General features: G+C 69.1%; 24 protein-coding genes. 10 read left to right on the top strand and 14 right to left on the bottom strand.

Annotated elements, in window-relative coordinates; all coding sequences use genetic code 11:
- Positions 1-380: 380 nt before the first annotated feature.
- Both TSO221_RS23040 and TSO221_RS23035 read right to left on the bottom strand, forming a co-directional pair.
- The gene (locus TSO221_RS23040; RefSeq protein ID WP_109120867.1) at positions 381-1,229 is read right to left on the bottom strand and encodes a MurR/RpiR family transcriptional regulator; all 849 of its coding nucleotides are present in this window, start codon (positions 1,227-1,229) and stop codon (positions 381-383) included.
- Between the two features lie 328 nt (positions 1,230-1,557).
- Entirely contained in the window at positions 1,558-2,316 is a 759-nt protein-coding gene (locus tag TSO221_RS23035; protein WP_109120866.1) for a helix-turn-helix transcriptional regulator, read from the bottom strand.
- A gap of 103 nt (positions 2,317-2,419) precedes the next feature.
- Between TSO221_RS23035 and TSO221_RS23030 the strand changes: the two genes are divergently transcribed.
- The 7 genes from TSO221_RS23030 (at position 2,420) to TSO221_RS23000 (ending at position 9,882) form a co-directional block, all read left to right on the top strand.
- Entirely contained in the window at positions 2,420-3,619 is a 1,200-nt protein-coding gene (locus TSO221_RS23030; protein WP_109120865.1) for an MFS transporter, read from the top strand.
- A gap of 242 nt (positions 3,620-3,861) precedes the next feature.
- Complete coding sequence (locus TSO221_RS23025) at positions 3,862-4,800, top strand: NADPH:quinone reductase (RefSeq protein WP_199229588.1); 939 nt, start codon at positions 3,862-3,864, stop codon at positions 4,798-4,800.
- 234 nt (positions 4,801-5,034) lie between these two features.
- Positions 5,035-5,775: a response regulator gene (locus tag TSO221_RS23020; protein ID WP_109120864.1), complete on the top strand. Its 741-nt coding sequence runs from the start codon at positions 5,035-5,037 to the stop codon at positions 5,773-5,775.
- 94 nt (positions 5,776-5,869) lie between these two features.
- On the top strand, positions 5,870-6,379 hold the full coding sequence (locus tag TSO221_RS23015) for a molybdopterin-dependent oxidoreductase (protein WP_158284190.1): 510 nt from the start codon (positions 5,870-5,872) through the stop codon (positions 6,377-6,379).
- On the top strand, positions 6,376-8,904 hold the full coding sequence (locus TSO221_RS23010) for an ATP-binding protein (protein ID WP_109120862.1): 2,529 nt from the start codon (positions 6,376-6,378) through the stop codon (positions 8,902-8,904). Before TSO221_RS23015 ends, TSO221_RS23010 begins: the two co-directional genes overlap by 4 nt.
- A gap of 128 nt (positions 8,905-9,032) precedes the next feature.
- Complete coding sequence (locus TSO221_RS23005; RefSeq protein ID WP_199229587.1) at positions 9,033-9,404, top strand: hypothetical protein; 372 nt, start codon at positions 9,033-9,035, stop codon at positions 9,402-9,404.
- 52 nt (positions 9,405-9,456) lie between these two features.
- The gene (locus tag TSO221_RS23000) at positions 9,457-9,882 is read left to right on the top strand and encodes a c-type cytochrome (protein WP_109120860.1); all 426 of its coding nucleotides are present in this window, start codon (positions 9,457-9,459) and stop codon (positions 9,880-9,882) included.
- Positions 9,883-9,965: 83 nt separating this feature from the next.
- Here the strand turns inward: TSO221_RS23000 and TSO221_RS22995 are convergent, their stop codons facing one another.
- The 11 genes from TSO221_RS22995 to TSO221_RS22945 all read right to left on the bottom strand — a co-directional run bounded on the left by TSO221_RS22995 (position 9,966) and on the right by TSO221_RS22945 (position 22,768).
- Complete coding sequence (locus TSO221_RS22995; RefSeq protein ID WP_109120859.1) at positions 9,966-11,537, bottom strand: GMC family oxidoreductase; 1,572 nt, start codon at positions 11,535-11,537, stop codon at positions 9,966-9,968.
- A gap of 18 nt (positions 11,538-11,555) precedes the next feature.
- A complete protein-coding gene (locus TSO221_RS22990) occupies positions 11,556-12,110 on the bottom strand; it encodes a gluconate 2-dehydrogenase subunit 3 family protein (protein ID WP_109120858.1) in 555 nt (184 codons plus the stop codon).
- A gap of 63 nt (positions 12,111-12,173) precedes the next feature.
- Positions 12,174-12,569, bottom strand: coding sequence for a VOC family protein (locus TSO221_RS22985; RefSeq protein WP_109120857.1), 396 nt, complete (start codon positions 12,567-12,569; stop codon positions 12,174-12,176).
- Positions 12,570-13,139: 570 nt separating this feature from the next.
- The gene (locus TSO221_RS22980; RefSeq protein WP_109120856.1) at positions 13,140-14,105 is read right to left on the bottom strand and encodes a D-2-hydroxyacid dehydrogenase; all 966 of its coding nucleotides are present in this window, start codon (positions 14,103-14,105) and stop codon (positions 13,140-13,142) included.
- A gap of 30 nt (positions 14,106-14,135) precedes the next feature.
- The gene (tkt, locus tag TSO221_RS22975; protein WP_109120855.1) at positions 14,136-16,115 is read right to left on the bottom strand and encodes a transketolase; all 1,980 of its coding nucleotides are present in this window, start codon (positions 16,113-16,115) and stop codon (positions 14,136-14,138) included.
- Between the two features lie 71 nt (positions 16,116-16,186).
- A complete protein-coding gene (locus TSO221_RS22970) occupies positions 16,187-18,067 on the bottom strand; it encodes a TRAP transporter large permease subunit (protein WP_109120854.1) in 1,881 nt (626 codons plus the stop codon).
- Between the two features lie 5 nt (positions 18,068-18,072).
- A complete protein-coding gene (locus tag TSO221_RS22965) occupies positions 18,073-19,116 on the bottom strand; it encodes a TRAP transporter substrate-binding protein (RefSeq protein WP_109120853.1) in 1,044 nt (347 codons plus the stop codon).
- Positions 19,117-19,179: 63 nt separating this feature from the next.
- Entirely contained in the window at positions 19,180-20,082 is a 903-nt protein-coding gene (locus TSO221_RS22960; protein ID WP_109120852.1) for an NAD(P)-dependent oxidoreductase, read from the bottom strand.
- Positions 20,083-20,115: 33 nt separating this feature from the next.
- Complete coding sequence (locus TSO221_RS22955; RefSeq protein WP_109120851.1) at positions 20,116-20,880, bottom strand: SDR family NAD(P)-dependent oxidoreductase; 765 nt, start codon at positions 20,878-20,880, stop codon at positions 20,116-20,118.
- Positions 20,881-20,909: 29 nt separating this feature from the next.
- A complete protein-coding gene (locus TSO221_RS22950; RefSeq protein WP_247878198.1) occupies positions 20,910-21,926 on the bottom strand; it encodes a transketolase family protein in 1,017 nt (338 codons plus the stop codon).
- Entirely contained in the window at positions 21,926-22,768 is an 843-nt protein-coding gene (locus TSO221_RS22945; RefSeq protein ID WP_247878197.1) for a transketolase, read from the bottom strand. Before TSO221_RS22945 ends, TSO221_RS22950 begins: the two co-directional genes overlap by 1 nt.
- A 177-nt stretch (positions 22,769-22,945) precedes the next feature.
- Here TSO221_RS22945 and gcvA point away from each other — a divergent pair, with 177 nt between their 5' ends.
- Complete coding sequence (gcvA, locus tag TSO221_RS22940) at positions 22,946-23,845, top strand: transcriptional regulator GcvA (protein WP_199229586.1); 900 nt, start codon at positions 22,946-22,948, stop codon at positions 23,843-23,845.
- Positions 23,846-23,870: 25 nt separating this feature from the next.
- On the opposite strand, the gene TSO221_RS22935 is transcribed toward gcvA, so the two are convergent.
- The gene (locus tag TSO221_RS22935) at positions 23,871-25,154 is read right to left on the bottom strand and encodes an FAD-binding oxidoreductase (protein WP_109120848.1); all 1,284 of its coding nucleotides are present in this window, start codon (positions 25,152-25,154) and stop codon (positions 23,871-23,873) included.
- A gap of 142 nt (positions 25,155-25,296) precedes the next feature.
- Here TSO221_RS22935 and TSO221_RS22930 point away from each other — a divergent pair, with 142 nt between their 5' ends.
- Complete coding sequence (locus TSO221_RS22930; protein ID WP_109120847.1) at positions 25,297-26,187, top strand: LysR family transcriptional regulator; 891 nt, start codon at positions 25,297-25,299, stop codon at positions 26,185-26,187.
- 309 nt (positions 26,188-26,496) lie between these two features.
- Positions 26,497-26,706, top strand: a 210-nt coding sequence (locus TSO221_RS22925) for a PAS domain S-box protein (RefSeq protein ID WP_146208884.1), incomplete at its 3' end; no start/stop codon positions are given.

Raw genomic sequence — 26,706 nt, 5'->3', positions numbered from 1 at the left:
ATCAGATCGACCGTCTCCTGCGGGAACTCGGCGTAGGCGCGCTGCGCCTCCTTCACACGGGCGACGAGGGCGTGCAGTTCGGCAAGCGACGTGACGGGCATGGCTTGGGTCCACTTTCCGTTGAAGGCGCTCGTCGATCAGAGGCGGGAGCGCCAGGGGCCGATGCCACCTTCTCTGGTCCGGCATCGGTGAGGCGCTCAATGGCGCCGTCATGTAGTAAAACTACATTACTGGGCGCGACGGTGCTGCACAAGGACGTTCGGGGTGGCTATCGGCCGTTTTTGCTCTAAAGAGGTGCGGCAAACTGTCTCTTCCGCCGGCCGGGCGGCACGCTGGTGCTGGGGATCGGGTCGCGTGATGTAGTTAGGCTACAGGACGACTCAGCCGGCGGGCCAGTCGGGGCTCGATCCCCGTTGCAGCATCTGGTTGCTGCGCGCGAGCCGCTCGCGCAGGGCATCCCCTTTGCGCATCGCCACGGCGATGGAGAGGATGTCGCCCAGGACCAGATGGCTGATGCGCGATGTCAGGGGGGAGTAGATGTCGAACTCCTCGTCGACGTCGGCCAGCAGACTGACGGTGGCGAGCCGGGTCAGCGGCGAATCCGCGCGCGTGATGGCCACGACCGCGGCCCCCACCGACAGCGCGTTCTGCACGCTGTCCAGCACGTCGCGCGTGCGCCCGGAGTTCGACACCACGACGACCGCGTCCTCCGGCCCCAGCGACAGGGCCGAGACGAAGTAGACGTGGGCGTCGCTGTAGGCCACGGTGGGCACGCCGAGGCGGAAGAACTTGCGCTGGATGTCCTCGGCGATGGTTCCCGAATTGCCCGAGCCGTAGAACTCGATCCGGCGGGCCTTGGACAGGACATCGGCCGCACGCTCGACGGCGTCGGCCGAGAGGTTGTTGCGCACCTGCATCAGCGTGGCGATGGTCCGGTCGAAAACCTTGCCGGCGATGCCCGCCGCCTGATCCCCGGGGAGGACGTCCTGGTCGATGAATGGCATGCCGGCGGCGATGTCCTGCGCCAGCTTGATCTTGAACTCCCGGAATCCGCTGCACCCCAGTGCCGCGCAAAAGCGGGCGACCGTGGGCTCGCTGACGCCGACCCGCTGGGCCATTTCCGCGATGGACAGGGTGATGACCTCGCCCGGTTGGGCCAGCACATGGTCGGCCAGCTTGCGTTCCGAGGGGCGGATCTGATCGCGCACCGCCAAGATTCGTCCCAACATCTCGTCACCCCTCCGCCTCGCGCACGCGGGCGAGCATAGCACGCGATCACCTGCCGGGAAGGTCGTCGCGGATGCAGGACACTTTCTACTGTCGGAACTCGGCTGGGCGCTCCGCCCGGCGCAAGCGGATCCGAACTGGGACGGACTGACATCTTGGTTCCTCGCCACCGTGCAGCGTGATGCGACGTCTCGGGCCGACCGGCATATCCGCACATGGTACAATGCTGCTGTTCAGGCGTTCAGCTAAGCAGTGCTACTGAGGCTGTGGTGAAAGAGGGGACGCCAAATCCGGGACCATGGATCCTGGGCAGGCTGGCGTGTCCACAGCTCAGGAGCTTGGCGTGGTGGCCCTCATGGTCCGCTGCACCATGGCGCGGAAGGCACGGGGGCTGCTGTAGCCGACCGCGGCGGTCACTTCGTGCAGGGCGCCCCCCTGGGCTTGCCGGGTCAGTGCCGCGAGCAGGCGGACGCGGCGGCGCCACGCGCCAAAGCTCAGGCCTGTCTCCGTTCGGAACCGGCGGGTCAGCGTCCGCCGGCTCATGCCCACGTCCTCCGCCCAGGCGTCGATGCCGCCGTCCAGGCCGGGATCGTCGATCAGCGCGCGGCAGAGCCGCCGCAGGCGCGGGTCCCGTGGCAGGGGCAGCGCGAACGGCGTGTCGGGGGCACGGGCGATCTCGTCCAGCACCAGCGCCGCCAAGTGTCCACCCCTTCCAGCCAAGTCGTAGAGGGTCGGCTCACCGGCGAGCGCGACGAGGGTGGCGTCCAGCAGCGGCGAAACGCGGAGAACCCGGCAGGCGGGCGGCGCGGCGGTGAGCGCCTCCGGGGCAAGGTAGGCCGTGCGCATCGACACCGCGCCGTGCATGGCGACGTCGTGCATCACGCCGGGCGGGATCAGGAGGGCGTGACCGGTCGGTACCGCCCATGTCCCGCCCTCGGTGGTCGCGACCATCAACCCGGCCGTCGCGTACAGGAGCTGGGCGCGGGGATGGGTGTGCCGGCCCGTCGCGGCGCCGGGCGGAAAGTCCTTCGCCATCACCGCGACGAGGCGGGGTACGTCCTGGTAGTCGTCGGCGAGGGTCGAGCGCATGGCAGCCGTCCGCAGTTTGGCCCGAACGCTGCCAAGATTGGCCCTACGCCGCGAACGGGTCAAGCTATACGGGAGTCCTGGCCCCCGTCGCCGGAAGGAAGCCATGGCCCCCGACGTCCTGTCCCGCCGCACGATCCTGTTCGTGAACATCGCCCACGCGCTCGATCACTTCGTGCTCCTGATCTACCCCACGGCCGTGCTGGCGATGGCGCCCGAACTCGGCCTGACCTACGCGGCGCTGATCGGCCTTTCGACGGGCACGTTCGTTGCCTTCGGCCTGTTCTCCCTGCCCATGGGCTGGCTCGCGGAGCGCTGGGGACGGCGCACTCTGCTGGCGGCCTTCTTCGGCGGCTGCGGCCTTTCGCTCCTGGGCCTCGCGGCCGCCTCCGCGCCGGTGGTCATCGCGGGATGGCTGCTCGTGCTGGGCCTGTTCTCGGCGATCTACCACCCGATCGGCTCGGCCATGCTGGTGAGCCACGCCCGCCGCCTCGGGCGCGACCTGGGCTGGAACGGGGTGTGGGGCAATCTCGGGGCGGGCCTCGCCTCGGGCGTCACCGCGCTGACCGCGGCGTGGCTCGGTTGGCGGGTGGCCTTCGCCGTGCCGGGTCTGGTGTGCCTCGCGGCGGGTGCCGCCTTCCTGGCGCTGGTCCCGGCGGACGGGGAGGGGCACGGCAGGGCCAAGGATGGAGCGCCGACCATCCCGGTGGCCAACCCGCTCCGGCTGCTGGCGATCTTCGCCGTCGCGATTGTCGCCGGCGGCATGACGTTCAACGTCACCACGATCGCCCTGCCGAAGGTGTTGGATGAGCGGCTGGGGATGGCACTGCCGCTCGTACTCACGGGCTCGCTGGCCACCCTCGTCTTCGTGTTCGGCGCGCTGACCCAGCTGCTGATGGGCCGGCTGGTCGACCGCTTCGCCCTACCGGTGGTCTTCGCGGGCCTGGCGCTGCTCCAACCGGTCGGGCTCGGGCTCGCGGCGGCGTCCACCGGCTTCCCACTCCTCGTCGGTCTGGTCCTCGCCATGGCGGCGATCTACGGGCAGGTGGTGGTCAACGACGCGATGGTGGCGCGCTACGTGCCGCCCCGGCTGCGCGCCAAGGCGTTCAGCGTGCGCTACTTCCTCGGCTTCACGACGAGCGGGCTCGCGGTGCCGCTCATCGCCCTGCTGCACGGGTGGGGCGGCTTCCAGGCGGTGCTCGGCGTCTCGGCCCTGTTCGGCGCGCTCGTGTCCGCCAGCGCGGCCGGGTTCTTCCTTGCTACATCAGGGGGGACGGCATGCGCGGGGCAGGCTCCCGCCGAGTAAGCCTCGATATTGACCGGCGCGCAAGTCCGGCCTTCAGGCATGCCGAACCTCGACGGTGCGGCCCGTCGATCGGCGCCCAACGTGGCCGCCGATGCACAGACGGCACCCCATAGCGGTGTGGCAGAAGGGGAGATTCGGCGGCAATCGTCCGCGCCGTGCCCCATATCACTGGGAGTCTTGCCCTACCGATGGGGGACGCGATGCGAGCGGCTTGGTACGAAAGGAACGGGGAAGCGCGTGATGTGCTCATCGTCGGCGAACGGCCGACGCCGGACCCTGGGGCGGGAGAGGTGCGCGTGCGGCTGCACGCGTCCGGTGTCAATCCGTCCGATGTCAAGAGCCGTCGTGCGCGGCCACTCGTGGGCAGCCATGTGATCCCGCACAGCGACGGCGCCGGGGTTATTGACGCGGTCGGGAGCGATGTTCCCAAAGCACGGATCGGAGAGCGTGTCTGGACCTGGAATGCCCAATGGGGGCGCCCGTTCGGCACGGCGGCGGAGTTCGTTGCGTTGCCCTCGGCTCAGGCCGTGCGATTGCCGGACGGCATCGACTTTGACGCCGGAGCTTGTCTCGGCATTCCGGCCTTGACGGCGTTCCAGGCGGTGCGTCTCCTCGCGCCGACGGCAGGGCAGACCATCTTGATGATCGGTGCGTCTTCCTCCGTTGGCCACTATGTGACGCAGATGGCGGCCCAACGCGGGGCCTTGGTGATAGGCACCGTTGGATCGTCCGAGAAGGCGGCGCATGCTCGGACCGCCGGGGCGAGCGAAACCATCGACTACAAGACGGAAAAGGTTGCGGAGCGCATTAAGGAACTGACCGGCGGGCGGGGAGTGGATGGTATCGTTGACATGGATTTTTCGTCCACCTCCCGGCTGTTGGCGGCCGGCGTCCTGGCGCCACATGGCACGGTTGTCGTTTACGGCTCCAACGAGCAGGGTGACATTCCCGTGCCTTTCCGGGAACTGCTCTTCAAGAGCCTGACCCTGCGCTTTTTCCTCGTCTACGACCTGCTTCCCGATGACCGCCGAGCCGGATTGGAAGGCATAACCGCGCTGCTGGAGGCCGGCCGGCTTATGCACACCGTGGGAGCGCGTTTCCCGCTGGACGGGATCGCCGCCGCCCATGAGGCCGTCGAGGGCGGCAAAGTCCCGGGAAACACCGTCGTCGGCGTCGCATAGCCGCCCGACCTCTGAGCGGAGCCTGAGACAAGCACGGTCATCCATGTCCCGATGCCTGTTGGAGTGGTGCCGCGCTGCGAAGCCGAGAGATCAGGGGAACGCGATAAGGTATTATCGGGCCGGATACTCGGGTCTTCCGAATACGTCAGGGTGACGCTGGCGTTGCGGTCATTGCAGCGGGCGACGTAGACTGGCCGGTGTTTCGGGGAATGGCTGATTCCGAGGCGCCGGGCGATGAGCGAGGAGGCGCACATCCTGGTCGTCGACGACGAGGCGGAGATCCGTGAGATGTTCGCCGAGTATCTGCGCCGGCACGGCTTCCGGGTCAGCGAGGCGGGCTCGGGCGAGATCATGCGCCGGGTCATCGACAGCGTGCCGGTCGATCTCGTCCTGCTCGATCTCAGAATGCCGGGCGAGGATGGCTTGAGCTTGGCCCGTGCGTTGCGCGCGTCGACGGACGCCGGGATCATCATGGTCACCGCGGTCGACGAGGCGGTCGATCGGGTCATCGGCCTCGAGATGGGTGCGGACGACTATATCGGGAAGCCGTGCGACTTGCGCGAACTGCTGGCGCGGATCAAGAGCGTCCTGCGTCGGCGCCGCGCTGCGCGGCCGGCCGCGACGGTTCCGGCCGGGCCGGGCAAGGGGACCGCGGACGGCGGGCGGGTCCGGTTCGGGACCTTTGTTCTCGACCTCGGCATGCGCCGGCTACTTCGCCGCGACGGCACCGTGGTGCCGCTGACCGCCATGGAGTTCGACCTGCTCCACGCCTTCGCGACGCATCCCAATCGGGTCCTCACGCGGGACCAGCTGCTCGACCTGGCGCACAAGCGAGGCCCGGAGCCCTTCGACCGCAGCATCGATGTCCGTGTCACGCGCATTCGGCGCAAGATCGAGGTCGACCCGGCCAAGCCGCAGGTGATCAAGACCGTGCGCAACGGTGGCTACATGTTCGTCTCCAATCCCGAAGCGTGAGCGCCGCCAGCATTGTCCGAATGCGCCCTTTCTCCACCGCGGTGCGCCTCCTATAGTGCCAGAACCGTGACGAATGCCGTTGCCGGGGGCGCTCATGCGCAGGGCGGCCGCGTGTTTCCTCGGTCTGGTCTTTCTCCTGCCGATGGCGGATACCGGGCAGGCCGGTGATCTGGCGGCCCCGACGGGGGAGGCCATCCTGATCGTCGCCGGGGCCATCGAGCGCACCAACGACCATGGTCGCGCCGTCTTCGACCGTTCGATGCTCACGGCCCTCGGCTGGGCGAAGCTGCGCACCTCGACCTCCTGGACGCAGGGCGTCGTCGAGTTCGAAGGCATCCCCCTGCTGGCGGTGATGGAGGCGGTGGGCCCCCGCGGCGAAACGCTGATCGCCACCGCGCTCAACGACTACAAGGTGAAGATCCCCGTCAGCGATGCCCGGATGTACCCGGTTCTGCTGGCGCTGCGCCAGAACGGGCGCGATCTCTCGATCCGCGACAAGGGACCGATCTGGATCGTCTATCCACGCGACGCGTTCCCGGAGCTGCAGACGGAGACGGTCAATGCGCGCTGGGTCTGGCAGCTTTCCCGGCTCGACGTTCAATGAGCGGCGTGCGCAAAGTCGGCACCTACGCCGCATTGCTGGCAGGCGTTGTCCTGTTCGTGGCCAGTCTCGGCATCGCCGGTGCGCGTCTGCACAGGATCGAGCAGGACATCGCCAAGGACTTCGGCGAGAACGTCACCTGGGCCGTGTCGCAAAGCGAACTCGAACTGATGCGCTTCCTGGCGGCGCTGGACCGGGCCGGGAAGACCGCCGCGGAAGGGGAGCTCGCCCGCCGGTTCGATCTGCTGTGGAGCCGCGTGGCGCTGTTGCGCGAGGGCGAGCTGGCGGCGCGCCTGGACACCGTTGACGGCGCGCGGCGGACCGTCGAGGACGCCGCGGCGGCGCTCGCCGATCTCGACCCGCTGCTCTCCCGGTTGAACCCGGCCGCCGCGACGGACGTCGCCGAGGTCGAACGGCGCTTGGCGCCTCTGGTGCCGCGCCTGCACGAGGCCGCGGTCTGGACCATGCAGTCGGAACTGGACCGACTCGCCTCCCGCAGCGAGGAGCGGCGCTCGGCCATGCTGGAGGTGTTCGCCCACTTCGTGGCCCTCGTGGTGAGTGGCGGTGTCCTGACCCTGCTCCTCATCCGTGAGATCCGCGGCACGCAACGTCTCACCGCCGCCGCCCGCCTCGCCGAGACGGAGGCGCGGGCGAGCGAGCAGCGCTTCCGCGACATCGTCGAAGCGGCGTCCGACTGGGTCTGGGAAACCGGGCCGGATCATCGCCTGACCTTTGTGTCGGAACAGATGACCGAACTGTCCGGCGAGGAGCCCCGGGATGTTCTCGGCAGGACGCGGATGGACATGCGGCTGCCCGACGATGGCGACGACGCGAACTGGACGGCGCACTTGGCCACGCTCGATGCGCGGCAACCGTTCCGCGACTTCGTGTTCCCGTACCATGACCGCGCCGGCCGGCGGCGATTCTGCCGCATCCACGGCAAGCCGGTCTTCAGCGCCGATGGCCGCTTCGCGGGATACCGCGGCACCGGGAGCGACATCACGGAGCGGGTCCTGGCGGAACAGACCCTGAAGGACAGCGAGGATCGCTTCCGCAGCATCGCCGAGGGCGTGCCGCTGCCGGTGATGATCGCGCGCATGGACGAGCCCGTGATCCTGTTCGCCAACGCCCGCGCCACCGAGACGTTTGGCCTTCGCGCCGGTTCCGGCACCGAGGCGATCCGGGCGTGCTACCGGCAGCCGGACGACCGGGATCGGCTGCTGGCGCTTGTGGGCCGCGTCGGCCGGACCGATGCCTTCGAGGCTGAACTCCGCCGCGCCGACGGGCAGCCGTTCTGGGCGCTGCTGTCCTCCCGCACCTTGGTCTACAAGGGCGAGGCCGCGATCATGACCGCGGTGACCGACATCGCCGACCGCAAACGGACCGAGGCGGAGATCGCGCAGCAGCGGGAGAGGCTGCATCAAAGCGAGAAGCTGGCGGCGCTGGGCTCGCTGCTGGCCGGCGTCGCGCATGAGCTGAACAACCCGCTCTCGGTCGTCGTCGGGCATGCGACGATGCTCCAGGAACTGGCGCCCGACGCCGCGAGCCGGGCGCGCGCGGGCAAGATCAAGGCTGCCGCCGAGCGCTGCGCCCGGATCGTCCGGACCTTCCTCTCCATGGCCCGCAAGAAGCCGCAGGAGCGCGGTCCCGTCCGGCTGGACGCCGTCATCGACGGCGTGCTCGAGATCCTGGCCTACGGCTTGCGGACCAGCGGCATCGAGGTGGTCCGCGCGATCGAGCCCGCTCTTCCCCAGGTCTTCGGCAACGCCGACCAGTTGCATCAGGTCTTCATGAACCTGATCGTCAACGCGCAGCAGGCGATGCAAGGGCATCCGCCGCCGCGCCGCCTGCGGGTCGCGGCGCGTGTCGACGGCGGCGACATCCGGGTCGAGATCGCCGACAATGGACCGGGCATCCCGCCCGACATCGTCATGAGGATCTTCGATCCCTTCTTCACGACCAAGCCGTTGGGCCTTGGTACGGGCATCGGCCTCTCCGTCTGCCACGGCATCGTCGAAGGCCACGGCGGAGGCGTCGAGGTCGACAGCCGTCCCGGCCAAGGCGCCACCTTCATCGTGCGCCTGCCCCTGTCGGATGCGGCGATCCAACCCATCGCCGTGACGCAGGCTCTGGCGCCGCCCGGGCGCACGGCGCGGATCCTCGTGGTGGACGACGAGCCCGACGTCGGCGAACTGCTGGCCGAGATGCTGGCGCACGCGGGACACGAGGCCACCGTGGTTTCGAACGGCCGTGCCGCGCTCGACTGGCTCGCCGGCCAGCCCACCGACCTCATCATCAGTGATCTGCGGATGCCGGAAATGGACGGCGCCACGCTGTATCGGGAACTGGCGGCCCGCCGCCCGGAGTTGACGGAGCGCATCCTCTTCATCACCGGAGACAGCCTGTCGTCCGACCTGATGCAGTTCCTGGCGGACACGGGCGCGTCCGTCATCGAGAAGCCGTACGACCTGCAGGACGTGGCACGGCAGGTCGAAAGCAAGCTGGCGCTGAAACAACTGAATCAATAATCCCGCTCCCGCGACATCCGACAGAAACAGGAAGGGCCGAGAATGCCCTCCAGGTCCGGCGCGAGGTGCCGGTCATGAGGCGGTCGATGGCGTCGGCCTCAGAACGCGACCAAGGAGAGGGTTCCACCATGCGTACCAGCAGCAGGACATCGTGCATCGGGCGTATCATCACCGGGATCGGAATGCTGGCCGTCATCGCGGGGGCACCGGCGACCGTCATGGCCGGGGAAATCGCGCCGCGGCACGCCCACAGTGCCGACCTGGGCGGCGTGTCGGTGGTGACCTACTACACCACGGAAGTGAACGGCTATCGGGTGGTGGTGACCGCGGCACCGGGGAGCGACACCCTGCCGATCCGCTTCGCGGCCACCCTGCTGCCTGGCCAGCGGTCCGTGGTCACGGTGCCGCGGGGGTTGGACGAGGCCCCGCTCGCGCTTGAGATCGCCCGGCTCGGCGACCGCGTCGTCGTCGAAAAGGCCGAGCACGATCTGATGAACTGAGCGGCGCGTGGACTTCCCCATGGTGGGAGTCTCGGGCAGGGAGGATCGGCCGATGACGGCGATCGGTGCAGGAGGACGGGTGATCGGCGGATGGCTTTCGACCCTGGTGCTTCTCCTCGCGTCGGGGGCCGGGGCGGAGCCGACGGACAACCGACCCGATGCCAAGGCCTATTCGATCGCCGACGGCCGGGTGGATCGCCGGACCTACGACGGCTATCGGCGTTACCACGCCGTTTGCAGCCATTGCCACGGGCCGGACGGCCTCGGAGGGGCGTTCGCCCCGTCGCTCGTGGACCCGCCCTTGGCGCCCGAGGCTTTCCGCGACGCGACCTTGGCGGGGCGCGTCAACGGCCGTTCGGTGATGCGCGGTTTTGCCGACGATCCCAATGTGGCCAACCATGTCGATGCGATCTTCGCGTATCTGCAGGCCCGGGCGGACGGCGCGATCGGCCGTGGCCGCCCGCAGCCATCGGACTAGATCGAGAGAAAAATCGCGCAAAACACCCAGTCAAGCGCCCTGCGGGTGGCGCATCCACCCGTAGGGCGTTTGGAAGACGCCGGCTATATCTCGTTCTTCGACAACTGATCGGCGATGTATTCGGCTTGCCGGATCGCCAGCGCGACAATGGTGAGCGTCGGATTCTCCGCGCCGCCGGTGGTGAATTGGCTGCCGTCCGAGATGAACAGGTTCTTCACGTCGTGGGTCTGTCCCCACTTGTTCACGACTCCGTCGCGCGGAGCGGCGCTCATCCGGTTGGTGCCGAGATTGTGCGTCGACGGGTAGGGCGGCGTCCGCACCACCCGTTTGGCTCCCACCGCCTCGTACACCGCCGCCCCCTGCCGGTAGGCATGGGTGCGCATGGCCGCGTCGTTCGGATGATCGTCGAAATGAACGTTGGGGATGGGCAGGCCATGCGCATCCTTTTCCGTCGGATGCAGGCTGACGCGGTTCTCCGGACGTGGCATGTCCTCGCCGACCAGCCACATCCCTGCCATGTGGTCATAGGCGTCCAGCACCGAGGTGAAATCACGGCCCCACGCCCCGGGATCAAGAAAGGCCGCCAGGAACGGCACGCCGAGGGACAGCGTCTCCATCTCGTAGCCGCCGGCAAAGCCGCGTGACGGATCGTGGCGCGACTCGTCCTTGATGATGCCGGCCATCGTGGTGCCGCGGTACATGTGCACCGGCTTTTCAAAGATGGCGTAGACCGAGCCGGTCATGTGCCGCATGTAGTTCTTGCCCACCTGGCCGGAGGAGTTCGCCAGCCCGTCCGGAAACAGGGCCGACGCGGAGTTCAACAGCAGGCGCGGACTCTCGATGGAGTTTCCGGCGACGCAGACGGCCCGCGCCCGCTGCCTGTGGAGCACACCGGTCTTGTCGGCATAAAGGACGGCGTTGACCCGCCCCTTGGCGTCGTGCTCGATCTTCAGCGCCTGGCTGTTCGGCCGGACCTCCAGATTGCCCGTCGCTTCACCTTTCGGAAGCTCGGAGTAGAGCGTCGACCACTTGGCTCCGGACTTGCAGCCCTGGAAGCAGAAGCCGATCTGCTGGCAGGAGGCCCGGCCATCGCGCGGCTCGCTGTTGATCGACATGTTGCCGGTGTGGACGTCGCGGTAGCCGACGCGTTTGGCGCCGGCGGCGAAGACCTTGTAGTTGTTGTTGCCCGGCAGCCGCGGAATGCCGTTGGCGCCGGTCGTGCCCATCCTGTCTTCCGCCTTGGCGTAGTAGGGCGCCAGTTCGGCGAGCGTGATCGGCCAGTCGAGCAGGGTGGCGCCCTCCATGTCGCCATAGGTGCTGCGCGCCTTGAACTCGTGCTCCTGAAACCGCAACGATGCCCCCGCCCAGTGGACCGTCGAACCGCCGACCGCCTTGACGATCCAGGCCGGCAGGTTGGGGAAGTCCTTCGACACGCGCCAACCGCCCGAGGTCGTGCGCTTGTCGAGCCACGAAATGTTCGTGAAGCTCTGCCACTCGTCGTTGACGAAATCGGCGATCTCATGGCGCCCGCCGGCTTCCAGGCAGACCACCTTCGCCCCTTTCTGGGCCAGTTCGTTCGACAGCGTGCCGCCGCCGGCACCCGAACCGATCACCACCACAACGCGATCGTCGTCCAGACCGAATGTCGCAGGCATGGTGCGTCCTCCCTGTGTTCAGGCATCCTTGATCCAGTCCAGGTCGTTGAAGCCGCGATGGAGGTAGCCGCCCTTGTCCGCCGACGGCCCCTCGTAGCCCAGCTTCACCCATACCTCGGGCTGGTTGTAGAGTGCAGTCACCATGTCGCCGCGAATCTTCTGGAAGAAGGGAGTGGTCTCGATGGCTTTCAGCAGGGCGACGCGATCGGTTTCGCTCGCCAGATCACGGTAGCTTTTGTCATACTTCTTGGTGGCCATCCCGTTCAGTTGGAGCACGCCGCCGTTGATCAGCGTGGCGACCTTCGGGTCCTTGGCCGCCCCGGCGTCGATCGTCTCGACGGCCCGCGCATAATGGCTGTCGGCGAGGCGGTCGTGGGGGTAGACGTCCCGCGTCATGACCAGCAGCACCTGTGCCGCTTCGGGCGTGATCGCCGTCATGGACTGCGCCCAGGCGTCGTGAGCGTGGAAGACGACCATACCCCCGGATACGGCGCCAACGCCGGCCGCCGTGGCTGCGGAAGTCTTGAGAAAGCTCCGCCGGCTGAGCCGGGAGCGCTTGTCAATGGTTCGCATGCGTCATTCCTCCCGAAGTCTTTGTTCGTATTTGGTGCCGTGCCGCCGGGAACCGGACGCCGCTCAACGATAGCGGCCGTGAATCTGCAACACCTCGATCTTGTAGCCGTCCGGATCCTTGACGAAGAAGAAGCGAGCCATCAGGGCGCCATCGCGCATGAACTCCTTGACGGGCGTCGGTTCGAAACCGAGGGCGCTCAAGCGCCGCTGCTCGCCATCGAGATCGTCGACGACCATCGCCAAGTGTCCATAGCCGTCACCGTGGGAGTAGGGCTCGGTCCGTCCATGATTGACGGTCAACTCCAGTTCGAAGTCGCTCTCCGCGTTCCGCAGGTAGATCAGGGTGAAATCGGGGAAGGTGAAGCGATCCGCCCTCTCCAAGCCGAAGGCATGGGCGTAGAAGTGCCGCGAGCGATCTTCATCGAGAACTCGGATCATGGTGTGAATGGCCTTCGCCATCCGGCCCTCCATCACAAACGACGATCTGGGCTTGCGATGTTGACGTGGAAGCCGCCGACTTTCGAAGGACAGCGCCCCGGCGGTGCCGGACGGCGTTGGGAGAGGACGTCAGGTGCCGGACGGCGGGCCTGTCCGAACAGGCGCGAGAAGGTCACCATTGCATGGCAATGGTGACCCCGTGTCAGCCGGCTCTTCGCACCCAGTCCTTTAAAGCGAGAACGGCTTCAGCTCTGTATTCACGATAGCATAGCCCCCGCTTGGCGGAAGGGATCGAAATGGCGGACCGCACGACTTGACGGGTTAGCCCGATCAGCCGCGGTGAGCGTAACGTCCTGAGCGCTTTCTTTTGGGAGGCGCTTGCCTTCTTGTGAAGGGGGAGCGCCCACCTGAGCTGGCTCATAGCGGCTTATCGCTTCAGCGGCCAGAAGCGCAACGGTTCCGAAGCAGTCTATGATTTCCATAAGAAACCTTATGCGATATCAGGCGCGCTCCGAGTGGATTCAAACCATAACAGGTGACCATCCGCCCCAGCCGATTCCGGGGCGGATGGTCATTGGCTGGTCCCTGCGTTCAGTAGGCGCCGTGCACGAGGTTGCTCGGCGCACCGGACACGAAGTTCTCGATGTTGCCGATGAGCTGATCGGCCAGCGCCTGCTGCGCCTCATCCGAAGCCCAGGCGACGTGCGGCGTGACGATCACGTTGGGGCGGCCGGCGATCCGCATCAGCGGGCTGTCGGGCGCCGGCGGCTCCGCCTCCGTCACGTCGAAGCCGGCGCCGGAGATCAGCCCTTCGTCGAGCGCCGTCACCAGATCCTCCTCGACCACCAGCCCGCCGCGCGCGGTGTTGACGATCAGCGGCCTCTTCGCCATGCGGCGGAACTCGCTCAGGCCGATCATGCCGCGGGTTTCGGGCGTGAGCGGGCTGTGCAGCGTGATCACGTCGCTGGTCGCCAGCACTTCGTCCCAGGGCGTGTAGGGGGGGCCGAGGCCACTCCTGCCCTTGTGGGCGGCGAACAGCGGCACCATGCCGAAGGCGCGCGCCAGTTCGGCCACGCGCTGGCCCAGCACGCCCTCGCCGATGATGCCCAGGCGGGCGCCCTGAAGGTCGTGGATCGGGTGGTTGAAGAAGCAGAACTGCCCGGCCTTCTGCCACTCCCCGGCCAGCACGTCCTGGCGGTACGCCACGATGCTGCGGCGAAGCGCCAGAATCAGCGCGAAGGTGTGCTCCGGCACCGTGTTGACGGCGTAGCCGCGGATGTTGCTGACCGCGATGCCGCGCCGCCGGCAATACTCCTTGTCCACGCAGTCGGTGCCGGTGGCCGCCACGGCGATCAGGCGCAGATCCGGCAGGCGCTCCAGCACCTCGGCCGACAGCCGCACCTTGTTGACGATGGCGATGGAGGCATCGGACAGGCGCTCCACCACCTGTTCCGGCCGCGTCTGGCCGTGCTCGATCAGCTCGTGCGCGAAGCCGGGCCGGCGCAGGCGGATCTGCGGGGCGATGGTCGCCCGGTCGAGGAAGACGATCTTGTGCATGACGATGCCCTTGGGATCAGGATGGAGCGGTCACAGGCGGCGCTTGGCTTCGGCGGCCACGCGCTCGGGCGTGATGCCGAAGCGCTCGTACAGCGCGTCGGCCGGGCCGGAGGCGCCGAAGCCGGTCATGCCGACGAAGCCGCCGCGCTCGCCCAGCCAACGGTCCCAGCCGAAGCGCATCGCCGCCTCGACGCCGACCCGCACGGTGCCGGGGCCGAGCACGGAGAGCCGGTACTCCTCGTCCTGCTCCTCGAACAGCTCCCAGCAGGGCATGGAGACGACGGCGGTGGCGATGCCCTCCGCCTGCAGGCGCGCCCGCGCCTCCAGCGCGACAGCGACCTCGGAGCCGGTGGCGAGCAGCGTCACGAGGCGACGCCCGCCCTCCCCTTCCGCCAGCACATAGGCGCCGCGGCGGGTGCGGTTCTCCGCCTCGTGGACGCGGCGCACCGGCGGCAGGGCCTGGCGGGCGAAGGCCAGGGTGGACGGGCCGGCGCGGTGCTCCATGGCGATCTCCCAGGACTCGGCGGCCTCCACCGCGTCGGCCGGGCGCAGCACCAGCATGTTGGGCATGGCGCGCAGCGAGGCGAGGATCTCCACCGGCTGGTGCGTCGGACCGTTCTTGCCGATGCCGATGGAATCGTGGCTGAACACGAACTTGACCGGCAGCCCCATCAGCGCCGCCATGCGCATGGCCGGCCGCTCGTAGTCGGAGAAGGCGAGGTAGGTGACCGCCAGCGGGATCACCCCGCCGTGCGCCGCCATGCCGTTGGCGAGCGAGCCCATGACGTGCTCGCGCACGCCGCAATGGACGTAGGCGCCGGACGGGTTCGTGGCGGTGAAGGCGGCGAGGTCGCGCTTGTGGTTGGTCGGCGCCTCCAGGTCGGCGCAGCCCACCACGATCTCCGGCAGCACCGTGCCGAGCAGAGCGGCGACGTCGCCGGAGCTTTGGATCGCCGGCTGCGCCAGCCCCTCCTCCGCCGCACGTTTCCGGAAGGCGAGCAGCCCGTCGCGCCAGCCCTCTGGCAGGCGGCCGTCCTGGATGCGCTCGAACAGGGCGCGCTCCGCGGCCGGCAGCGCCGCGACGCGGGCCTGCCATTCCCGGCGCTCCGCCCGGCCGCGTACACCGGCGGCGCGCCACGCGGACAGCACATCGTCCGGCACCACGAACGGCGCGTGCGGCCAGCCGAGGCGGGCGCGCATGGCGTCGGTGTCCTCCTTGAACAGGCGCGCGCTGTGGCCGCCGCGCCGGCCCTCCAGGCGCGGGATGCCGCGGGCGATGACGGTGCGGCAGGCGATCAGCGACGGGCGCGGATCGGCCTTAGCCAGCGTGATGGCGGCGGAGACCGCCTCGATGTCGTGCCCGTCCACCTCCTGCACGTGCCAGCCGGCGACGCGGAAGCGGTCGGCCACGCCCTCGCTGATCGACAGCTCGGTGCTGCCGTCGTCGGTGATGCGGTTGTCGTCCCAGAAGAAGGTCAGCTTGCCGAGCCGCAGGTGCCCGGCCAGCGCGATCGCCTCCTGCCCGACGCCCTCCTGCAGGCAGCCGTCGCCGACGAACGCCCAGGTGCGGTGGTCGACGACCTCGGGACCGAACTTGGCGTTCAGATACGCCTCGGCCACCGCCATGCCCAGCGCGTTGGCGATGCCCTGGCCGAGCGGGCCGGTGGTCGCCTCGATGCCGGCCTCCGGGTCGTACTCGGGATGGCCGGCACAGTACGAGCCCAGCTCGCGGAAGCTCCTGATCTCGTCCAGCGTGATCTTCGGGTTGCCGGTCAGGTGGAGCAGCGCATAGAGCAGCATCGAGCCGTGGCCGTTCGACAGCACCACGCGGTCGCGGTCGGGCCAGGTGGGCTCGGCGGCGTCGAATTTCAGGTGGCGGGTGTAGAGCGCGGTGGCGATCTCGGCCATGCCGAGCGGCACGCCTTGGTGGCCCTCGGTGGCGCGCTCAATGGCATCGACGGACAGGAACCGGATCGCGTCGGCCATCGGCCGGGGATCGACGGTGGTCATGGCGGAGGTCTCCCGTTCGCTCCCGCCACGGGGGCGGGAGCGTCGTTGGTGTTCAGGGATTTGCAAAAAGCTCAGAGGAAGCCGGTGGAGATCCAGGGCACGGCGGCGACCACGATCAGGCCGGCGATCAGCGCCAGGATGTAGCCGACGATGGGCTTCATGCCCTCGTCCGGGTGAATGCGGCTGATCGCGCAGGCTGCGTAGTAGCCGACGCCGAAGGGCGGCGCAAACAGGCCGACGCCCATGGAGAGGATGACCACCATCGCATAGTGCACGTCGTGGATGCCCATTTGCCGAGCGATCGGGAACAGCAGCGGCCCGAACAGCACGATGGCGGGGATGCCCTCCAGCACGCTGCCCAGCACGATGAAGGCGACGATGGACACCGCCATGAACATCACCGCACCGCCCGGCAGGCCGGCCATCACCGCCGCCAGCTGGCCGGAGAAGCCGGACTGCGTCAGCGCCCAGGCCATGCTGGTGGCGGCGCCGATGATCAGCAGGATCGCTCCGGACAGCGACGCGGTGTCCACCAGCATCGGCCCCAGCCGCGCCCAGTCGAAGCGGCGGTAGATCAGCAGCCCGGCGAGGACCGAATAGATGATGCCGATGGTGGACACCTCGGTGGCGGTGGCGACACCTTCGACCACCGCGGCGCGGATGACGAAGGGCAGCGCCAGCGCCGGCAGGGCGATCAGGAACTTGCGGCCGATCTCGCCGGCCCCGGCGCGGCGCACGCCGGACAGGTCCTCGCCGCGGTAGCGCCACCAGACGACGGCGCACAGCGTGATCGCCAGCACCACGCCCGGCAGCATGCCGCCGGTGAACAGCGCGGAGATCGACACGCCCGTCACCGAGCCCAGCGTGATCAGCACGAGGCTGGGCGGGATGGTCTCGGTCTGCGCGCCGGTGGCGGAGAGCAGCGCCACGAGGTCGCCCGGCTTGGCGCCGCGGTTCTTCATCTCCGGGAACAGCACGGGGGCGACCGCCGCCATGTCCGCGGCCTTCGAGCCGGAGATGCCGGAGACCAGGTACATGGCGCCGACCAGCACGTAGGACAGGCCGCCGCGCACATGGCCCAGCAGGCTCGCCAGGAAGGACACCATGGCCGCGGCCATGCCGGTCATCTCGATGAGCAGGCCGAGGAACACGAACAGCGGCACGGACAGCAGGATCAGGTGCGACATGCCCTCGTCCATGCGGCCGACCACGACCAGCAGCGGCGTGTGGGTGGTCAGCGCCAGATAGCCGAAGGTTGCCAGCCCGAAGGCGAAGGCGATGGGCACGCCGGCCAGCACCGCCACCGCGACCAGCCCGACGAAGAAGATCAGCAGGTTGTAGTTGCCCAGGCCGCGGAACACCGGCTCCAGCGCCATCATGCCGCCGGCGATGACCGCGACGAGCGCCAGCGCCCACACGGTGCGGCGCCAGTCGGCGGCCTTGAGCAGCCGCAACCCCGCCATCGCCAGCATCAGCGCCGAGCCGACCGGCAGCGCCGCCGCCCGCCACGCGTTGGGCAGGTCCAGCGCCGGGGTGGTGATGAACATCTCCTCCTCGGCGAACTCCAGGGCCGGGCCGACGACCATCAGCAGGAAGGCGAGCGGGGCGGCGATGGCGACCAGATCGAGGAAGGCGCGCACCGGCGGCGGGCACATGCCGACCACGGCGGTCATGCGCATGTGCTCGCCCCGGCGGAAGGCCACGGCCGCACCCAGCATCGCCAGCCAGAGGAAGAGGATGGAAGCCAGCTCGTCCGACCACACGATGGGCTGGTGCAGCAGGTAGCGGCTGACCACCCCGGCCAGCAGGACGAGGATTTCCGCCACCACCAGGAGGGCTGCGGGGATCTCCACCAGGGGACCCAGGGCGCCGTCGAGGACGGCGACCCAGCGGCGCGGCGGCAGGGCGGCAGAGCCGCCGAGCACCGCGTGCGAGTGCTGCGTCGTGGCCATGGGACTTACGCCAGCCGGCCGGCGGACTTCTCGAGCAGGCTCCACGCCTCCTCGCCGTACTTGGCCTTCCAGTCGCCGTAGAAGCTGGTCTTGGCGAGCTTGGCGCGGAAGGCCTCGGAGTCCGCCTGGATGAAGGTGATGCCCTTGTCCGTCAGGTCCTTCTTGAGGGACTCGCTGAGCCGCGCGATGTCGGCGCGCTGTTCGAAGGCGGAGCGGTCGAACTCGCGTTCGACGACGGCGCGCAGGTCGGCTGGCAGGCGCTCCCAGGCGCGGCGGTTGCCGAGGATCCAGTAGCCGTCCCAGACGTGGCCGGTCAGGCTGATGCTCTTCTGCACCTCGTAGAGCTTGGCGGTGGCGATGATCGCCAACGGGTTCTCCTGCCCCTCGACCACCCTGGTCTGCAGGGCCGAGTACAGCTCGTTGAAGTTGATGGGCGCCGGGCCGGCGTCCAGCGCCTTGAACAGCGAGGTCAGCATCGGGGCCGGCGGGACGCGGATCTTGAAGCCCTTGATGTCGTCGGGCGTGCGGATCTCGCGCGTCGAGGAGGAGACGTGGCGGAAGCCGTTGTCCCACATGCGCGACGGGGTGACGAGGCCGACCTTGGCGATCTGCGCCCGCATGTAGGTGCCGAGGTCGCCGTCCACCGCCTTCCACACCGCGTCGTAGTCGGGGAAGGCGAAGCCGGTGTTGACGATGCCGGCCACCGGGCTGAGCGTGGCGAGGATTGAGGCCGACAGGTTGAAGAACTCCACGCCGCCGCTGCGCACTTGCGAGAGCAGGTCGGTGTCGGAGCCCAGCTGGTTGGCCGGGAACAGCGCGATGTCCAGGCGGCCGTTGGTGGCCTCGCGGATGCGGTCCAGCGCTTCCTTGGCGCGGGTGTTGACGGGGTGCGTCGGGTCCTGGCCGGTGGCGAGCTTGTACGAGAACTCGGCGGCCGAGGCCGGGCGCGTGATGATCCCGCACAGCGGCACGGCGGCCGCCACGGCGGCGCCCGAGGCGAGCAGCGAGCGGCGCGTGATGCCCGGACGCTTGGTGGTGCTGTTGGACATGATTTCCTCCCGAGTTGTCGTGGTGTTCGCCCGCACCGGTGCGGGCACGTTGTCGATTGAAGATCAGCGCTGGCCGTTGAGTGCGTGGTAGGAGCGGATGACCTGGCTGTCGTCCGCCGCCCCGTCGCCGCGGCCGGAGGCGGCGAGGAACAGCTGATGCGCCACCGCGGCCAGCGGCAGCGCCGCCTTGGTGTCGCGCCCGGCCTCCAGCACGATGCCGAGGTCCTTGACGAAGATGTCCACCGCGCTGGTGACCGGCGGGTCGTCCACCACCATGCGCGGGCCGCGGTCCTTCAGCATCCAGCTCGACGCCGCCGAGCCGCCCAGCACGTCGAGCAGGACCGCGGGGTCGATGCCGACCTTGCCGGCCAGCGACAGGGCCTCTGCAGCCACCGCGATGTGCACGCCGCACAAGAGCTGGTTGACCGTCTTGACCATGGCGCCCTGGCCGGGGCGTTCGCCAGCGTGGACGACCTTGCCGCCCATGGCGTCGAGCACCGGCCGCACCGCCGCCAGCACCGCCGCGGGCGCCGCGGCCATGATGGTGAGCGAGGCAGCCACCGCGCCGACCACGCCGCCGGAGACCGGGGCGTCGACGAAGCGCCGCCCGGCCGCCTCCACGCGCTGCGCCAGCGCCTCGACGGCGGTCGGCGGGCAGGTGGACATGAGGACGATGGCGCCGCCCTGCGGCAGCGCTTCCAGGCCGCCCTGGCCGAACAGGACGGAGTCCGCCTGCTCGGCGTTGACGACCATGAGGATGAGCACGTCGGCGCCGCGTGCGGCCTCCGCCACGCTGGCGGTGGCGATGCCACCGGCCTCGGCCAGGGCCTCGCCGGCGCTGGCCCGCAGGTCGAAGCCCCGCACCGCGAAGCCGCGGGCCAGCAGGTTCTTCGCCATGGGCAGCCCCATCGACCCGAGGCCGATGAAGCCAATGCTGCGCGGTGCACCGTTCACGGCGTTCGACATGGTTCCTTCCTCCCCTTTTTTGGCGGCCGGCGGTCAGCCGTGGATCAGCATGCCGCCGTTGACGTCGATGACCGCGCCGGTGATGTAGGACGACAGATCCGATGCCAGGAACAGGAAGGCGCCGGCCACGTCCTTCGGATTGCCCAGGCGGTTGAGCGGGATGCCGGCCAGGATCTCCTTGCGCTTGTCGTCGCTGATCTTGCCGGCGTTGATGTCCGTCTGGATCAGGCCCGGCGTCACGCAGTTGACGCGGATGCCGTCGCCGCCGAACTCGCGCGCCATCGCCTTGGCGAGGCCGAGCACGCCGGCCTTGGCCGCCGAATAGTGCGGGCCGCCGAGGATGCCGCCGCCGCGCTGCGCCGAGACCGACGACATGCAGGCGATGGCGCCGCCGCCGCGCTTTTGCAGATACGGGATGACCACCTGCGACAGGTACAGCACGCCGCGCAGGTTGACGTCGAGGATGCGGTCCCAGCTCGCCGGGTCGATGTCCAGCGTCTTCACCGGCTGGGTGATGCCGGCGTTGTTGATCAGCACGTCGATGCCGCCGAGGTCGGCCGCCACGCGTTCCACCGCGCTCTGGCACGAGGCCTTGTCGGTGACGTTGCAGGCGTAGCCGCGGTGCGCCGGGCCGATCAGCGCCGCCGCCTCGGCCGCCGCCTTCTCGTCGAGGTCGAGGACGGCGATCCGGGCGCCGTGCTCAGCGAAAAGCTTGGCGGTCGCCATGCCGATGCCGCGCAGCGACGCCGCGCCGGAGATGACGGCGACCTTGCCGTCGAGCAGAAGAGAGTGTGCCATGGGGGGATTCCTTGTGTCGGACGAGCGGCTCAGCGGAGCCAGCCCTTGAGGGTGGCGGCCATGGCGTTGGCCGAGATGCCGTAGCGGTCGTGCAGCGTGGGCAGCGCGCCGGCGTCGAGGAATTCGTCGGGTAGGCCGATCTGGCGAAACGGCGGGGTCACACCGGCGCGCAGCAGGGCGGCGCCCACCGCCTCGCCGAGGCCGCCGATCACCGTGTGGTTCTCGGCCACCACCACCAGACGGCCGGAGCGGCCGGCCTCGCGCAGGATGGTGGCGGTGTCCAGCGGCTTGATGGTGGGCACGTGCAGCACGCCGACGTCGACGCGGTCGGCGGCCAGCAAGGTGGCGACTTCCAGCGCCCGCATGGTCATGATGCCCGACGAGATCACCAGTACGTCGGCGCCGTCGCGCAGCAGCTTCGCCTTGCCCAGCTCGAACGTGTAGTCGTACTCGTCCAGTACCAGCGGCACTTGGCCGCGCAGCAGGCGCATGTAGACCGGGCCGTTGTGCGCGGCCATGGCCGGCACCGCCTGCTCGATGTCGAGCGCGTCGCAGGGGTCGATCACCGTCAGGTTCGGCATGGCGCGGAACAGCGCCAGATCCTCCGCCGCCTGGTGGCTCGGCCCGTAGCCCGAGGTGAGGCCGGGAAGCGCGCAGGCGATCTTGACGTTGCGGTTCTCCTCGGCGATGGCCTGGTGGATGAAGTCGTAGGCGCGGCGCGAGGCGAACACGGCGTAGGTGGTGACGAAGGGCATCATGCCCTCCTGCGCCATGCCGCTGGCGGCCCCCATCAGCAGTTGCTCGGCCATGCCCATCTGGTAGAAGCGGTCGGGGAAGGCCTGGGCGAAGATGTGCAGGTCGGTGTACTTGGCCAGATCGGCGGTCATGCCGACGATCTCCGGCCGGGTGTGCGCCAGTTCGACCAGGGCGTGGCCGAAGGGGGCGGGCTTGGTGCGCTGCCCCTCGCCGGCGATCGACGCGATCATCGCCGAGGTCTTGAGGCGCGGCTTGTCCCCGGTCTTCAGGGCGGTGGTGGCGGATTTCATCAGGTCCTCCCGGCGTCCAGCGCGTCGAGGGCGAGCCGCCATTCGTGCGCGTCCACGCGGATGAAGTGGTTCTTTTCGCGGGCCTCCAGGAACGGGACGCCGCAGCCCATCCGGGTGTCGCAGACGATCATCCGCGGCTTGGGCTCGGTGCAGGCCTTGGCGGCGTCGAAGGCGGCGACCACCGCATCGAGGTCGTTGCCGTTGACGCGCTGCACGTGCCAGCCGAACGCCTCCAGCTTCTCCACCAGCGGCTCGAAGGCCATCACCTGGGTGGAGGGGCCGTCGGCCTGCTGGTTGTTGACGTCGACCATGGCGATGAGGTTGTCGAGCTTCCAATGGGCGGCGGACATGATCGCCTCCCAGACCGAGCCCTCGTCCAGCTCGCCGTCGGAGAACAGCGTGTAGACCCGGGAGTCGGAGCCCTTGCGCTTCAGCCCCAGGCAGCGGCCGACCGCCAGCGACAGGCCGAGGCCCAGCGAGCCGCCCGACATCTCCATGCCCGGCGTGTAGCTGGCCATGCCCGACATGGGCAGGCGGCTGTCGTCGCTGCCGTAGGTCTCCAGCTCCTCCTGCGGGATGATCCCGGCCTCGATCAGCGCGGCGTAGAGCGCGATGGCGTAATGGCCGTTGGAGAGCATGAAGCGGTCGCGGCCCTCCCACTCCGGCTCGGCCGGGCGGAAGCGCATGGCATGGAAGTAGGAGACGGCCAGGACGTCGGCGATGTCCAGCGCCTGGCCGATGTAGCCCTGGCCCTGCACCTCGCCCATGAGCAGGGCGTTGCGGCGGATGCGGTAGGCCCGCTCGGCCAGATGTGTGTTGTGCCCTATGGCGGTTGTGGTCACGCGTTTCTCCCCTGGGGCGCTGACGGTTCGGTGGCGGCGGACTGGTCCGCCTCGTCAATCGTGGTGCTGGAGGATCGTCCGTCCTTCCGGCGATGGGAGAAGCGTATTTTGTTGCGTGGATGCGCTCAAACGAATAATAAAGCGGCTTAGCTGAACTCAATTCATGTGAATGCTGCAATGCCGAACAGGGTTTCCCTCAAGGCCGTCCAGGCGTTCGAAGCGGCCGCGCGGCTGTCCTCCTTCGCACTTGCAGCGGACGAGCTGCTGGTGACGCCCTCGGCGGTCAGCCATCAGATCAAGCTGCTGGAGGATCAGGTCGGGGTGCGGCTGTTCCACCGCGTGCACCGTGCGGTGGTGCTGACCGACGCCGGGCGCCGCTACGCCGAGGAGATCACCGCCGCCTTCGCCCGCATCGACACGGCGACGCGCAACATCGGCCGCACCGAGAAGAGCGACATGCTGACCATCCATTGCACGCCCAGCTTCGCCACCCAGTGGCTGATGCCGCGGCTGGCGCGGTTCAGTTCGCTGAACCCGGACATCGACGTGCACCTCAACGCCTCGGCGACGCCGGCCGACCTGACGACGGCCGCCGTGGACCTGGACATCCGCTACGGCACGAAGCTGCAGCCGGCCGGCACCATGGTGCTGCCCTTCCCCACCGAGACCATCGTGCCGCTGTGCTCGCCGGCGCTGGCCGGGGGACCGCACCCGATCCGCGCGCCGGAGGATCTGCGGCACCACACGCTGATCCACAGCGAGATCTGCCTGGTGGGTTGGCGCGACTGGATGCGCCAGCACCGCAAGGTCCCGCTGGACATCACGCGCGGGCCGCGCTTCGACCGCTCCTTCATGGCGATCAGCGCGGCCGTGGACGGTCTGGGTGTGTGTCTGGAAAGCCTGCTGCTGGTGGAGCGCGAGTTGGACACCGGCCGGCTCGTGGCGCCCTTCGGGCTGGAGGGGCTGCGGGTGCAGGGCTACACCTGCAACCTGCTGAAGTCCCGCGCCGAGCTGCCGAAGATCCGTAGCTTCCAGAACTGGCTGTTCTGGGAGCTGGAGCGCAGCGCACACGCCTGACGCGGGCGGGTCAGAAGCAGGCTGGTCAGAAGCGGGCGCCGGCCAGATGGGCCAACTGCGCGCCAGCCTCGTAATAGAGTTCCTTCGCGGCGCGGTGCCGCGCGGGCACCGGATCGCTCACGGACAGCGGAAGTTCGCTTTCCGGAAGGGAGCCCAGCACCAGCCGGGCGAGGCACCGCCCGAACACCGTCCCCGGCGCGATGCCGCGTCCGTTGTAGCCGCTGAACGAGACGACCTGCCGGCCGAGGCGGTGGAAGCGCGGTGCATGATCCGCCGTCATGCCGATCTGGCCGTACCACTCGGTCTCGAACGCGACGCCGCGGAGCTGTGGGAACAGCTTCGCCAGGGCACGCCGGCCCCAGTCGTGGTGGATTGCGCGGCCCGGCCCGCGCAGCGCGCCGACGCTGCCGAACACGAGACGGCCCTGCCCGTCGAAGCGAAAGGAACTGAGGACCTCGCGGGTGTCCCACGCCCCCTGCCGTTCCGGCAGGATGGAGCGCGCGAGATCCTCCCCGAGTGGCCGTGTCGCGAGGTTGAAGTACGGCAGGTGGACCAGTTCGCTCCGCACCTCCGGCCAGACCGCGCTGGTGTAGGCGTTGGTCGCCACGATCACCCACGGCGCGCGCACCGCGCCCCCCGGCGTCCGCAGCCGCCACGCCGTCCCTTCGTCGCTGACCGCCACCACCGGGCTGGCCGTGTGGACCGCCGCCCCGGCGGCGATGGCCGCGGAGGCCAGCCCACGGGCGTAGGCCAGCGGCTGGATGGTGCCGGCGCGTTCGTCGAGGAGGGAGCCTGCGTACGCGGTCGTGCCGGTTCGGCGGGCCGTCTCCTCACCGCCGAGCAGATGGACCGGCGCGCCGCGCGCCTGCCACTGGCGCGCGCGTTCCCGGAGTTCGTCGAGCCCGCCGCGCCCGACCGCGCAGTGCAGCGTTCCGCGCCGCACCGCCTCGCAGTCGATCCCGTACCGTTCGACGAGGTCGAAGACGGCGCTCGGCGCGTCGCCCAGCAGGTCGAGGAGCCGCGGTCCGTGGGTGGCGCCGAGCAGTCGGGGAAGCTTGTCCGGCATGATCCACAGGCCGGCGTTGACGAGGCCCACGTTGCGGCCGGAGCCACCGTAGCCGATCTCGACGCCCTCCAGCACCGCGACCGACGCACCGGCTTCCGCCAGATGCAGCGCCGCCGACAACCCGGTGAAGCCGGCGCCGACGACCGCGACGTCCACGGCCGCGTCGCCGTCGAGCGGTGCCGTGCGCGGAGCCGGCGGAGCGGAGCGCTCCCACAATCCGTGTGTCCGGGGATCGTTCTGCATGCGGCGGCACTCCGGTTCGAACGCGCTTATGTCATGAGCAAGTGGCATCATGTTCGCCGGCCGCTGTCGTTGATTCAAACGACATTGGGTTGTAATGTCATGACTGCTTGGAATGATGTGCCGGATGCGGAGGAGGCGTGCCATGGCGATCGTACGCCGGTTCCTGCCGTCGATGTCGCTGCTGGCCGCGTTCGAGGCGGCGGCGCGCCACCAGAGCTTCACGGCGGCGGCGGCCGAGCTGAACCTGACGCAGAGCGCCGTCAGCCGCCAGATCCGGGCGCTCGAGGAGGTCCTCGGGGCCGAGCTGTTCCTGCGCGAACGGCAGACCGTGCGCCTGACCTTCGCGGGCGAGACCTACGCCCGGCAGGTGCGCGAGGCCTTGCAGCACGTCGCGGCGGCGACCTTGAACTTCCGCGCCAATCCCCGCGGCGGCACCCTCAACCTCGCGATCCTGCCGACGTTCGGCACGCGCTGGCTGGCGCCCAGGCTGCCCGGCTTCCTGGCGGAGCACCCGGGGATCACGGTGAATCTGACCACCCGGCTGGCCCCCTTCGACTTCCAGCTGGACCAGCTGGATGCCGCCATCCATTTCGGTGCGCCGGAATGGCCCGGCGCGGAACTCGACCGGCTCATGGGCGAGATGGTGGTCCCCGCGTGCGGCCCGGAGTTGCTCGCCCGGCATCGGTTCGCGACCCCGGGGGATCTGCTGGACGCTCCCCTCCTGCACCTGGTGTCCCGGCCCGACGCGTGGGAGTGCTGGTTCGAGGCGATGGCCGTGCCGGCGCATGGGGTGCGCGGCATGCTGATCGATCAGTTCGCCACCGCCGCGCAGGCGGCGGCGGCCGGACTGGGGGTGGCGCTCCTGCCGAAATTCCTGATCGGGGCCGAACTGGCGCGCGGGGATCTGGTGGAGGTCTTCGACCGTCCGGTGGAAAGCGCGGGGCACTATTACCTGGCGTGGCCGAGCAAACGCGAATCCTACCCCCCGCTCCAGGCGTTCCGGGGTTGGCTCCGCAGCGTCGTGAACACGTAGCAGGGACCGCGCCCGCAGCCGGGCGTGCCGGCGCCGTGGCTGTTTGCTGCTCACAATGCCGAATGTTTCGGCGTCGCCGGCCGGGGGAACACGTAATTTCCGTGTGGTTATCCGCGTGTGCGGTGTCCGCAGGCCCGGCCTTTGACGGACGGACGGCCAGCGCCCGTGCCGCGCGCCCTCATGGCACGGTTCTTGATCTGCCGGACGCTTGCCGTGCCTGGAACGGCGTCAAGGGTGGAGTGAGTCGTCCGTGAGATCAGCATGCTGATTGCAAAGGGATTGCCTGTGACGGCAAGTGGGGACGGCTCCATGAGTGCAGACACCGAGGCCCAGTACCGCAGCATCTTCGAGAACGCTGTCGAGGGCATCTACCAGACCACCATCGACGGCCGCTATCTGCGGGTGAATCCCTCGCTGGCGCGGATCTACGGCTACGGCTCGGTGGCCGAGCTGGTCGAGAACCTGACCGACATCGCCGGCCAGCTGTACGTCGATCCCGGCCGGCGCGAGGCGTTCGCC

The sequence above is a fragment of the Azospirillum sp. TSO22-1 genome (assembly GCF_003116015.1).
Classification (GTDB): Bacteria; Pseudomonadota; Alphaproteobacteria; order Azospirillales; family Azospirillaceae; genus Azospirillum.
The sequence above is the reverse complement of the archived record's forward strand: the minus strand, read 5'-3'. Positions and strand labels throughout refer to the sequence as shown.